Genomic DNA, 12,291 nt, shown 5'->3' on the forward strand with positions numbered 1-12,291 from the left:
AAATTGTAAATAGTAAATTGTAAAATAGTAAATTGAAATGACTCCAATTGTAAGTATTATCATGGGCAGCACGTCCGACCTTCCTGTTATGGAGAAGGCTGCACAGCTGCTGAATGATATGCATGTACCGTTCGAAATGAACGCTCTTTCTGCTCACCGCACGCCAGAGGCTGTGGAAGAGTTTGCGAAGAATGCCCGCAACCGTGGCATTAAAGTAATTATCGCTGCTGCCGGAATGGCTGCCGCCCTTCCCGGTGTGATTGCGGCTAATACTACATTGCCGGTGATCGGAGTACCTGTAAAAGGTTCCGTGCTCGATGGTGTGGACGCACTTTATTCTATCATTCAGATGCCTCCGGGCATTCCTGTAGCAACGGTTGCCATTAACGGAGCGATGAATGCCGCTATCCTTGCCATCCAGATGCTGGCATTGAGCGATGAGAAACTGGCAGAAGCTTTTGCTGCTTACAAGGAAGGACTGAAAAAGAAAATCGTAAAAGCAAACGAAGAACTGAAAGAAGTGAAGTTTGAATATAAAACAAACTAATGTGATTTACGATTTGACAATTTACGATTTACGATTGAAATATCTTCGTGAATCGTTTATTGTCTGCACATTTGTTATACTCAAAGTGCTTTTAATCGTAAATCGTTAAATCGTAAATTAAAATGGTTGATCTATTCAATTATTTTCGAAGAGAAACCACAGAAGTAAATATTGGGGCTGTGCCGTTGGGCGGCCCCAATTCTATTCGTGTCCAGTCGATGACAAACACGTCTACGCAGGATACACAGGCTTGTGTGGAACAGGCAAAACGTATTGTTGATGCAGGTGGAGAGTATGTCCGCCTCACAACCCAGGGCATCAAAGAAGCCGAGAACCTGATGAACATTAATATCGGACTGCGTAGCCAGGGATATATGGTTCCGTTGGTTGCCGATGTGCATTTCAATCCGAAAGTGGCGGACGTGGCTGCTCAATATGCGGAAAAGGTGCGAATCAATCCGGGAAATTATGTAGATGCTGCGCGTACTTTTAAGAAACTGGAATATACAGACGAGGAGTATGCGCAGGAAATACAGAAAATCCATAACCGGTTTGTCCCGTTCCTGAATATCTGTAAAGAGAATCACACGGCTATCCGGATCGGAGTAAATCATGGCTCTCTGTCCGACCGTATCATGTCCCGTTATGGCGATACCCCCGCAGGAATGGTGGAGTCCTGCATGGAGTTTCTCCGTATCTGTGTAGAGGAAAACTTCACAGATGTGGTGATTTCCATCAAGGCCTCCAATACGGTGGTCATGGTAAAAACCGTCCGTCTGTTGGTAGACGTCATGGAGAAAGAAGGGATGGCTTTCCCGTTACACCTCGGAGTGACAGAAGCCGGAGACGGAGAGGATGGGCGTATCAAGTCTGCCCTTGGCATCGGTGCATTGTTGAGTGACGGATTGGGAGATACCATTCGGGTATCTTTGAGTGAAGCTCCTGAAGCTGAAATCCCGGTAGCCCGCAAATTGGTGGATTATGTTCTGTTGAGGCAGGACCATCCTTATATCCCGGGATTGGAAGCGCCGGAATTCAATTATTTGTCTCCCGAACGCCGCAAGACAAAAGCTGTCCGTAATATCGGAGGTGAACATGTGCCTGTGGTTATTGCCGACCGCATGGACGGGAAGACAGAGGTAAACCCGCAATTCACACCGGACTATATTTATGCCGGAAGAGCTTTGCCCGATCAACGGGAAGACGGAGTGGAATATATTCTTGATGCGGATGTATGGCAGGGAGAAGACGGAACTTGGCCTGCATTCAATCATGCACAGTTGCCGTTAATGGGAGAATGCAATGCGGAGCTTAAATTCCTGTTTATGCCCTACATGGCACAAACGGACGAAGTGATAGCCTGCCTGAAACATCATCCGGAAGTGGTGGTGGTTTCCCAAAGCAATCATCCGAACCGTTTGGGTGAGCACCGTGCACTGGTTCATCAACTAATGACGGAAGGTTTGCAAAATCCGGTTGTCTTCTTCCAGCATTATTCGGAAGATGATGCGGAGAATTTGCAGATAAAGTCCGCAGCCGATATGGGAGCCTTGATTTTTGACGGTCTTTGTGATGGCATCTTCCTGTTCAATCAGGGCAACTTGAGCCATGCCGTGGTCGATGCCACTGCTTTCGGAATCTTGCAGGCCGGACGTACCCGTACCTCCAAAACTGAATATATATCTTGTCCCGGTTGCGGCCGTACACTTTACGACTTGGAAAAGACCATTGCCCGTATCAAGGCAGCCACTTCACATTTGAAAGGGCTGAAGATCGGCATCATGGGATGCATCGTGAATGGTCCCGGTGAGATGGCAGATGCAGACTACGGCTATGTAGGAGCAGGACGGGGGAAAATCAGTCTCTATAAAGGTAAGGTGTGCGTAGAGAAAAATATTCCTGAAGAAGAGGCGGTGGAACGACTTCTGGAGTTTATCCGGACAGATCGGGAAGAAAACCAACAATGATATTATATTGGGCACGGAATGCAGGTGATGAGGTACTGATCTCATAGAAAACCTGTAATCCGTGCCTGACTAAGTACTACATATCTTCCAACGACAAACACATTGTTTCAATGGTATAACGAGGCAGTAGCTTTTTCTTCAAATGTTCAACTTTCTGTTCCAGCAACTCCGGCTTAAAGTTTTTACGTTGGCGTTTTACTTCAGCAACTACTGCTTTGTTTTTTTCAAGACAGAGTGCAACAATGTCTATCTCGTTTTGATTCCCTTTGGCTTCCCACCATGACCCGATAGCACGGAATTGATAACTTTCAGCGAATTTCTGTTTGAAGTAAAGTTCTAATATCTTTCCGCTGTAGGTTGGATAATCAGCTTCTATGATATTACGCAGCCCTACAAAGTTTTTAATTTCTATCAATGAACGGTTACGGTCGAAGTAATTGAACCAAAACCTAATAAAATTATCGCATATTTCATATCGGACAGTTGTTGAGCTTTCTTTAGCTAAAATGGGACGTTGGCGTATGATAATATTATAATCGTCTATCAAGCGTTTCAGATAGCCTCCTACGCTTTTTTCTCCTAGTGTTGCCTCAATTTCTGCTTGTGTATTTCTACCTCCGGCAATTGCACTTAAAATAGAAAAGTAGGTCCCGTAATTTTTCCCAAATTCTTCTATCAACAGATTTTTTCCTTCTTCGGTAAAGGGAGAATTGTCGCGAGCCATAAAATGGATCATGCTTTCCACGTGGAGCGTATGGTTGTCACAAAAAAGTTCCACGTATTTAGGTACCCCGCCAGTAAAAGTATAAAGTGCTAAAAGATCATCATTCGAATGTGCCGGGGCATATTCACACATGATTTCTTTCAGAACAGAGAGCTTGAATGCTGATAGCTTGATTATGTTATCAGCTCTTCCGAAGAGCGGCTCTTTATTGTCTTGGAAAATTCTCTGCATCAGAGAATAGATGGAACCACTGACGATCAAATTCATGTGTGAGGACTTCCGATATTGGTCCCAAATATTTTGCATATCGCTGAATATGGATTCATTAATAGTATAGAATTCCTGAAATTCATCAATAACCAGATTGAAAGTCCGTTGAGTCGAAAGCTGCATTAGGTATTGGAATAAGTTTCGGAAACTTCTGATTTCTGTCGGAACAAAGATTTGCAGGGCTTGTGCGATAAGTGGGATGAATTCTTCGCACAAGGTTGCCTCATTTTTACGTCCTATAAATAGATAGACAGTGGGGGTCTGTTCAACAGCTTTCATGATGAGGCTTGTCTTCCCAATTCTACGGCGGCCGGTAACGACTGTCATTTTTGAACTTTCCTCAAATGCCAATTTCTGAATTCGTTTTAACTCTTTTAGTTCTTCTTCTCTATTATAAAACCTCATAGTCTGTGAATTGTATTAGTAACCGTGGTTACAGTAACCACGGTTACAAAGATATTTATTCTTAAGAGAACGGCAAACTTTTTCTTTCTTTTTATAAATTCTTTGCCCTTCCCTATTAAAAACTTTATGATTATCTCTATTGATTTGTATCTGTTTTATTGTCAAACTGTCAGGATGATATTTAAGTATATGAATATCAGTATTATATTACTTGACAATAGATGCTGATAATAGGCTGACAATAAAATATATCTACTTTTACTGTCAGCCTGTTTTTATCTCTTATGCTACCTTTAATAACTTGATAAACAATAGCTTTATGGGCACCTTTCGAAATAATACCGCATTTTTATAACAGCTTTCCAAAGTGATATCCTTTCATTAATATACCTGTATAGTTCCGCTAACACGCCAGTATAGTTCCTCTAAAGTGTTAGTATTGTTCCACTAAAGCACCGGTATCTTTAGTTCGTCACAGCCGTGGTAACTTCTTCTCACGGCCGTGACAAATTCCTACCACAGCCGTGGGAAGATCTCGTCACGGCCGTGGGGAGTTAACAATACCGACACTTTAATGAAACAATACCTGCTTGGTAAGTGAAAGATACCGGCTATATAGCATTCATTTAATAGGGGCATACTCATTTTATAAAGCGTATGTGTTTCTTATGTCGATGATATTGTTACTGTAGACAATGATAGTCTTCAGTAGTTTATAACATGGATCAAGCTGGGAATTAAGTCAGAGTATATCGACACATTGGAACGAATCCCATAATCTTGCCCCAAAGGGGTCAAAGAACAGGCTGACAATAAAAGTTCTAATTTTTTATTGTCAGCCTATTGTCATGGCTTATTGTCAGCATGTAAACCGATGATAATCATTATACTATCGGGAAAAAACTTTGGTTGACAATAAGAATCATTAATTTTATATGTAAATCTGATATCTGTCTTTCCAATAGTACACATCTTTACAAAAATAGAGGGGAACTCCTGGATGAATCCATTTGTTCCCCTTGCAGGTGTAGCTAGCCTCTGTCTCTTATATTTTTAAAGGCAAGTAGCAACATATAGATGTTACGTTTTCGACTTTGCAGTCGTTCAAGTGCCGCTCCACTCGAATTGACTTGCCTTTGTAATTATTACTAATTTGTTGTTTGTATCTATTGCAGCAAATTTATAGGCACAAAAAAAGCGGAGAGCATTTGCCTATCCGCCAGTGAGGGAGTCCAAGCCCTAAACACACAAACAGGAAACACTCCCCGCATATTGCAAGGAGCATTTATCTGCTTCTCTGTGTGTTTGGAATTTTTGGACTTTTCACTAGCACAGAAATCAGCTAAACGCTTTTTTTCTTAAAACAAACAATACAGTCGCGCTACGACTGATTGTGCAAAGATAACAATTAATTAAGTTATACAGTCTTTCATTCTTTGTTTTTTCTCTGTACGGAGTGTTTTTGTTCTATATCTCGTAAAATCGTTTGAAATAGTCCGGTTCCCTTGCTATGACTATACCTCATAAGATTCATATCGTTTATTTTTTATATTTTCACCAAATCTCTCGGAGTTATGCGAATTATTGTTATTTTTGCCTCACATAATTTCTAAACAATAATTAAATTATTTATTCGTATGAAAAAGGCCTTATTATTATTCGCTTTAGTAGCGATAAGTGCGGTGAGTATCAATGCTCAAGATAATCTGAAATGGGGTGTGATGGCAGGTATGAATGTTAGTAAATACACCATTACAGGTTTTGACAGCAGGATAGGTTTTCACGCAGGTGTTAAAGCAGAGTTGGGATTGTCTCAGGATGCGAATGGTAGTGGTGCCTATATGGACTTCGCTGCATTGCTTACATTGAAAGGTGCTAAAATTGATGGAGGATCACTTGCGAGCATAAAATTTAATCCATACTATTTAGAAGTACCGGTACGTGTCGGGTATAAATATGCTGTCAATGATGATTTTTCGTTATTTGGTAGTGTCGGTCCTTATATGGCTGTCGGTCTGTTTGGAAAAGCAAAATTGAAAGTGGACGGTGATATTGCAGATATTGCGGAATTAGGAGATAACTCCATGTCTGAAGATATATTTGGAGATGATGGTCTGAAACGATTCGATTTCGGTCTTGGACTGAAAGCCGGAGTTGAGTTCAGTAAGAAATATCAAATTGCCATAAGCTATGATTTCGGACTTGTTGAAGTGGCAAAAGATTTAGGAATGAAGAACAGAAACCTGATGATCTCATTGGGATATATGTTCTAAAACCGATTTTGCAACTTTGTTGCATGAATCATTTGCTACCTTTGCATCAACTAAATGATGAATGTTATGGGACATTGTAGTTGTGGCGCTCATTCATGCGCAGCAGAAAAAAAGGTTGATGCAAAGGTTTCGGTATTTCATGAATATGGGAAAGTGATATTCTCTCTCCTGCTTCTGGCAGGTGGAATAATTATGAATGCTCTCGATTTAGCATTCTTCCGTGAAGGATCTGTTGCTTTGATATGGTATATCGTGGCCTATCTTCCGGTAGGAATACCGGTGATGAAAGAAGCCTGGGAAAGTATCAGGGAAAAAGACTATTTCAGTGAGTTCACTCTAATGATTATAGCTACTTTGGGAGCTTTTTATATTGGTGAATATCCGGAAGGAGTAGCCGTGATGTTATTCTATACAGTAGGAGAACTGTTTCAGGATAAAGCGGTAGATAAGGCCAGGCGTAATATCGGAGCCTTATTGGACGTAAGACCTGAAAAAACATTAGTGTTCCGGGAAGGCAATCTTGTTATTGAAAGCCCTAAAAAGATAAAAGTCGGTGAAATCATAGAAATAAAGGCAGGCGGACGGGTACCATTGGACGGAGCCATGCAGAATGAAGTGGCTGCCTTTAATACAGCCGCATTAACGGGCGAAAGCGTTCCTCGTAATATTCGGAAAGGTGAAGAAGTGCTTGCCGGAATGATTGTAACTGACAAGGTTATCCGGATCAAGGTAACGAGACCTTTTGATAAGAGTGCACTTGCCCGAATATTGGAACTTGTTCAGAATGCCTCCGAACGTAAGGCTCCGGCTGAATTGTTTATTCGTAAGTTTGCACGCATTTACACACCTATTGTTATAGTGCTTGCAGTATTAATTGTGTTGTGTCCATTTGTCTATTCACTTATTAATCCTCCATTTGTATTTGCATTTAATGACTGGCTATACAGGGCTTTGGTCTTTCTCGTGATTTCGTGTCCCTGTGCGTTGGTGGTTAGTATTCCGTTAGGCTACTTTGGGGGGATTGGAGCAGCATCCCGATTGGGTATTTTATTCAAGGGTGGTAATTATCTGGATGCTATCACCAAGATCAATACGGTGGTATTCGATAAAACAGGAACCCTGACAAAAGGAACCTTTGAAGTACAGGCTTGTAAAAGTGCAGGTGAGATTTCTGAAGAAGAATTAGTGAAACTGGTTGCTTCGGTAGAAAGTGATAGCACACATCCGATTGCCAAGGCTGTTGTGAATTATGCGAAAGAACAAAATATTGAATGTGTAGCTGTTACCGGTACGAAAGAATTTGCCGGCTATGGTCTGGAGGCGACGATAAACGGGACTACGGTTCTGGTCGGTAACTGCCGGTTACTTTCTAAGTTTGATATATCCTACCCGGAAGAACTGTTGGAAATAACGGATACCATCGTAGTCTGTGCCGTTGGAAACCGTTATGCAGGTTATCTGCTGTTGGCTGATGCCCTGAAAGAGGATGCAAAGGCAGCTATTGACAATTTAAAAGCTTTAAATATTGAAAACATCCAGATACTATCCGGTGATAAACAGAGTATTGTTACTAACTTTGCAGAGAAGCTCGGTATATCGGAAGCTTATGGCGACTTGTTGCCGGAAGGAAAAGTGAATCATCTGGAAGAATTGCGGCGGGATGAGGCAAACCGGATCGCGTTTGTCGGTGATGGAATGAACGACGCACCGGTGCTCGCTCTAAGTCATGTCGGCATTGCTATGGGAGGACTGGGTAGTGATGCGGCTATTGAAACAGCCGATGTCGTGATACAGACAGACCAACCGTCGAAAGTAGCCGAAGCTATCAAAGTTGGAAGGCTGACACGAAGAATCATTTGGCAGAATGTATCACTGGCATTTGGAGTGAAATTGCTTGTATTGATTTTGGGAGCCGGTGGAATCGCTACTCTTTGGGAAGCTGTCTTCGCAGATGTAGGCGTTGCGTTACTTGCCATAATGAACGCCGTCAGAATACAGAAAATGATAAAATAGGAGAAAGATGGAAGAAGATATTTATTTGGATAAACTGGTCAGAAGAGACATCAAGCCAACTGCAATAAGGCTTTTGGTGATAAAAGAGATGATGCAGGCAGAGCGTGCAGTGTCATTGCTTGACCTCGAAACATTGCTCGACACAGTCGATAAATCGACCATATCCCGTACTATTGCTCTCTTCTTGTCTCATCACCTCATACATAGCATAGACGATGGAAGCGGCTCGTTGAAGTATGCCGTTTGCGACAACTCTTGCAATTGTGTGGTACAGGATTTACATTCGCATTTTTATTGTGAGAAATGTCATCGTACATTCTGCCTGGAAGGCACCCATATCCCGGTGATTGATTTGCCTGAAGGATTTACTTTGCACAGCATTAATTATGTCCTTAAAGGGATTTGTCAGGAATGTTCTTCTCCAAAATAAGAAAACTTCTATGATGATGTAGCAGAAAGCCTGGAGCTATTTATTAATTTGGACATAATAATCACTGTTTTATATGACTTAAGCGCCTAAAATGTCTATATAGGCACTTTCTTTGTTTTAATCATTTTTTTATTCTATAAAATATTCTCACCTTTGCGAAGTAATTGGGGAAGCCGATGTTCTATATGAAAAATATGAATAATAAAACGGCAATAAAAAATGCAAACATAACATTTTAAATCCATTAAAATATGACTAGAAAATTGTATTATTTAATTCCTTGCCTGATGATGGCAATGATAACATTCACGGGGTGTGGTGACGATAATAATGATGGACCGACAGGCGGTGATGTATTATCAGCCGAGAAGAGTAAAGAGAAGTTGAGTGAAATTGGACAGAACTTAATCAATCTGGTAAATGCTGACGATCAGAAACAGTTGGCACAAGTAGGGAATTACTTCTCGGAAATCGTAGGCTCTTTGGAAATTCAGGAAAAAGCAAATGTACAGCAAATGGTACATTCTTTAGTAGCTGCTTCACAGGGTGATATGGCTAAAGTGTACGCTATGGCGGCTGTCAACAATGAAATGTATCAGGCCAGTGACTATTATGGTGTTTATACCTATAATGACAGCAAAGACAAGTGGGAACGTACCGATTCTGATTCTGAACTCGCATTGAAGTTTGGTTGTGAGGGTCAAACAGCTGAAATCAAGATTGCAGCTACCGGCAATACAACAGATTTTACTTATGATGGCGTTATAGTGAAAGTTCCGGCTAAACTTACTTCTACTATTAAACTAGGAACAACTATTTTGACTTCTCTTGAGATTGCTACAGCAAACGTAAGCAGCTCTCCAAGAAAAGCAGATATTACAGTAAATATAGATGCCAACGGTTACAAAGTATCTACTTCAGTAAGCGCAACACCGCAAGTTGTGAAAGCTAACTATTCAATCAACATAAAAGGAACAGAAGCCGTAAAAGGTGAAGCTTATCTGAATGGTAGCAACATGACAGCAGACGAAGGCGCAAACGAGAATGTTGGAGACCGTTTTAAAGATGCGCGTATAGAGGCAAATATTATGGGTGAAGCTGCTGTGCTTATGCAATGTAGCAGTTACAAGGATTTAGCTCGTGAACTGGAACAAGTGGATGACCAGTATGATAATGCTACTGGAATGTGGGGTGAATCTCATGAAGCTGCACAAGCTACTGCAAATGTATTTAAGAAGTATCTTAGTGGAAGCCTGACATTCGGAGGAAGCAATGAAGCGTCTGCTACTTTGACATTCCAACCTTATATTGACTATTCATACATAGATTCTCAGGGAGTGAAGCATGAATACTGGTATACAGAGCCTCTGTTACAGTTTGAAGATGAATCTCTGATTAGCTTTGAAGACTATTTTGATACTGCTTCCGGACCATTCAAATCATTAGCTGACAGCTTCGATGCATTGGTTAGAAGTTTTGAAGGATTCATAGAATAAGCATGGGGTATAGATAAATGTGAGTAAATTGACGAGGACCGAGGAAGGGAATAATTCTCTTCTTCGGCTTTCTTTTTTTATAGGTAAAGTGAATTGAATGTGATAAGATACATATTGGTGCTGTTTGCGGTATTGGGAAATATAAGTGTATATGCCCAAACGGAAACGCGTGACGATGATACGATTCGAACCGATTCTATTTGGAGGATTCAGGAGGTGGAAGTGGTGGCGTCCAAGAAATCTCCTGCGTTGCAGCGTAGTGCAAAAGGTGATTGGAAGCTTGATCCGAATGTGGTAAACTTCATGCCGCGTATGCTGGGAGACAGCGATCCGATCAAGACTTTTCAGTTGCTGCCGGGAGTGACTACTGCCGGCGAATTGAATGGGGGACTTTATGTACATGGCAGCGAACCGGGACATAACCTGATATGTATAGATGGGGTGCCTGTGTACAACTCTTCACATCTGCTGGGCTTTTTTTCTATATTCAATAATGATCATTTTTCTTCTTTTTCACTCAATAAGTCTTACCAACCGGCAGACCGCGGCGGAAGATTGGCAGCGGTAGTAGAAATGACTCCTCGTGATTCGGTGGTGCAGCGGGTAAGCGTGTCCGGTAATGTTGGTATATTGGCTTCGAGAATTACCGGTGCAATACCGGTTACTCAAAATAGTGCTATTTATCTATCCGCGAGAGTCACTTATGTAAATCCGATAATCTCCTTGATAGAAGGGGGATTTGAGGATAACACAAGGCTTCGTTACGGTTTTCAGGATTATAACCTTACTTATGTGTGGAAGCCGAACCCTAAAAACAAAATAGTACTGAACAGCTATGTCGGCAATGATTTGTTGAAACTGAAAGAACATCAGTATCAGGTAGATTTCAATATGCAGTGGCTCAACGGAATTGCTTCTTTGAAGTGGGAACGCAGCTGCAATGAAAAGACGTTGTTGACACAAAGAATCTATATGACGCATTACCGTACCAATCTGCAAGCAAACCAGAATACACTACGTATGAAAATGCCTTCCCGATTGACCGATTTCGGATATATGGGAAATGTAGACTGGCGGTTGGGGACATGGAAGATGAAGACAGGCGGAAATTTCATTCATCATATACTTCATCCGCAATACCCTGAATCTGTGAACATTTTCGAAGGTATCAATGCCGGAAATCCCGGTAGATATGAAATGGAAGAGTTTGCTGTGTATACCGAAGCGGAGAAAAAATGGGGGAAATGGACGATGAATATGGGATTGCGTTATAGTGGCAGCATACAGGGTGATTATTATAATGGAGGAGCCGAACCACGTATTCGTTTGGAATACGAATTACCGGGGAACAGGACATTGAGCTTTTCCTACCAATTGAACAGGCAATATATGAATCAGATTACGGTATCGAGTGCCGGATTGCCTATTGATTTTTGGATGCCTTCGACGAAAGATATATCAGGGCAGAAAGTCCATTCATTAGATGTCTCTTTCTCACAGCCGCTTCGGAATGGAGATTATGAATTGTTGGTGGAAGGGTACTATCGGAAACTGTCTCATCAAACGATATTCAACGGTGGATTGTTAGATATGTTTAATCAGACATACCGGATAGAAGACCATGTACTGACAGGAGAAGGGCGGAATTACGGTGTAGAACTGATGTTGCGGAAAAGCAGAGGACGATGGAATGGCTGGATTGGCTATACGCTTGCCTGGGCTGATCGGCAATTTCCGGAATTGAGAAAAGGAAATATATTTCCTGCCAAATATGACCGTAGACATAATTTGAACGCGATGATTCATTATACGTTGGATAATCATTGGGATTTTGCGATGGCATTTGTGTATGCTTCGGGTAATGCGGTAACATATCCGAGGGCCATGTATATGATAGGCGAGAATGCGGTTTGTGTATACGATGAGTATAACAGCAGCCGCATGCCGGCTTATCACAGAATGGACTTGTCGGTGAACTACTGGCTGGGGCATACAAAAAAGAATTGCATCAATTTGTCGCTTTATAATGCTTATATGAGACATAATCCGGTTTTTGTGCAAGTAGGCGTCAAGCCTTCAGAAGATAAATCCGGTTTGCTGATTAAGAAGAAAAATATGTCTCTTTATAGTTTGTTGCCTTCAGTCAGTTATATATTTAAATTTTGA

8 protein-coding genes are annotated in these 12,291 nt (G+C 41.5%); 7 read left to right on the forward strand and 1 reads right to left on the reverse strand.

Annotation, left to right across the window (positions count from 1 at the left end; genetic code table 11):
* Nucleotides 1-37: 37 nt before the first annotated feature.
* Nucleotides 38-547 carry a 5-(carboxyamino)imidazole ribonucleotide mutase gene (gene purE, locus AAHJ11_RS18155; RefSeq protein ID WP_004296231.1) on the forward strand — a complete coding sequence of 170 codons (510 nt, stop codon included), beginning with the start codon at nucleotides 38-40 and terminating at the stop codon, nucleotides 545-547.
* Between the two features lie 122 nt (nucleotides 548-669).
* Nucleotides 670-2,514: a 4-hydroxy-3-methylbut-2-en-1-yl diphosphate synthase gene (locus AAHJ11_RS18160; RefSeq protein ID WP_217722363.1), complete on the forward strand. Its 1,845-nt coding sequence runs from the start codon at nucleotides 670-672 to the stop codon at nucleotides 2,512-2,514.
* Nucleotides 2,515-2,590: 76 nt separating this feature from the next.
* Here AAHJ11_RS18160 and AAHJ11_RS18165 read toward each other — a convergent pair whose 3' ends face one another.
* On the reverse strand, nucleotides 2,591-3,913 hold the full coding sequence (locus AAHJ11_RS18165) for an ATP-binding protein (RefSeq protein WP_217722365.1): 1,323 nt from the start codon (nucleotides 3,911-3,913) through the stop codon (nucleotides 2,591-2,593).
* Nucleotides 3,914-5,550: 1,637 nt separating this feature from the next.
* Here AAHJ11_RS18165 and AAHJ11_RS18170 point away from each other — a divergent pair.
* The 5 genes from AAHJ11_RS18170 to AAHJ11_RS18190 all read left to right on the forward strand — a co-directional run bounded on the left by AAHJ11_RS18170 (nucleotide 5,551) and on the right by AAHJ11_RS18190 (nucleotide 12,291).
* A complete protein-coding gene (locus tag AAHJ11_RS18170; RefSeq protein WP_148367076.1) occupies nucleotides 5,551-6,186 on the forward strand; it encodes a porin family protein in 636 nt (211 codons plus the stop codon).
* A 66-nt stretch (nucleotides 6,187-6,252) separates the two neighbouring features.
* Nucleotides 6,253-8,199 carry a heavy metal translocating P-type ATPase gene (locus AAHJ11_RS18175; RefSeq protein ID WP_217722367.1) on the forward strand — a complete coding sequence of 649 codons (1,947 nt, stop codon included), beginning with the start codon at nucleotides 6,253-6,255 and terminating at the stop codon, nucleotides 8,197-8,199.
* Nucleotides 8,200-8,206: 7 nt separating this feature from the next.
* Complete coding sequence (locus AAHJ11_RS18180) at nucleotides 8,207-8,629, forward strand: Fur family transcriptional regulator (protein WP_195646102.1); 423 nt, start codon at nucleotides 8,207-8,209, stop codon at nucleotides 8,627-8,629.
* Between the two features lie 251 nt (nucleotides 8,630-8,880).
* Nucleotides 8,881-10,125, forward strand: a complete 1,245-nt coding sequence (locus AAHJ11_RS18185; RefSeq protein ID WP_217722369.1) for a hypothetical protein — start codon at nucleotides 8,881-8,883, stop codon at nucleotides 10,123-10,125.
* A gap of 99 nt (nucleotides 10,126-10,224) precedes the next feature.
* Complete coding sequence (locus AAHJ11_RS18190; RefSeq protein ID WP_217722371.1) at nucleotides 10,225-12,291, forward strand: TonB-dependent receptor plug domain-containing protein; 2,067 nt, start codon at nucleotides 10,225-10,227, stop codon at nucleotides 12,289-12,291.

The sequence above is a fragment of the Bacteroides sp. 90-K9/2 genome (assembly GCF_047310725.1).
GTDB classification, from domain to species: Bacteria; Bacteroidota; Bacteroidia; order Bacteroidales; family Bacteroidaceae; genus Bacteroides; species Bacteroides vicugnae.

Excerpts from the sequence above, each read along its gene's own strand:
- AAHJ11_RS18165 (WP_217722365.1), bottom strand. The coding sequence starts at position 3,913 with ATGAGGTTTTATAATAGAGAAGAAGAACTAAAAGAGTTAAAACGAATT.
- AAHJ11_RS18175 (WP_217722367.1), top strand. The coding sequence starts at position 6,253 with ATGGGACATTGTAGTTGTGGCGCTCATTCATGCGCAGCAGAAAAAAAG.
- AAHJ11_RS18180 (WP_195646102.1), top strand. The coding sequence starts at position 8,207 with ATGGAAGAAGATATTTATTTGGATAAACTGGTCAGAAGAGACATCAAG.
- purE (WP_004296231.1), top strand. The coding sequence starts at position 38 with ATGACTCCAATTGTAAGTATTATCATGGGCAGCACGTCCGACCTTCCT.
- AAHJ11_RS18185 (WP_217722369.1), top strand. The coding sequence starts at position 8,881 with ATGACTAGAAAATTGTATTATTTAATTCCTTGCCTGATGATGGCAATG.
- AAHJ11_RS18170 (WP_148367076.1), top strand. The coding sequence starts at position 5,551 with ATGAAAAAGGCCTTATTATTATTCGCTTTAGTAGCGATAAGTGCGGTG.
- AAHJ11_RS18160 (WP_217722363.1), top strand. The coding sequence starts at position 670 with ATGGTTGATCTATTCAATTATTTTCGAAGAGAAACCACAGAAGTAAAT.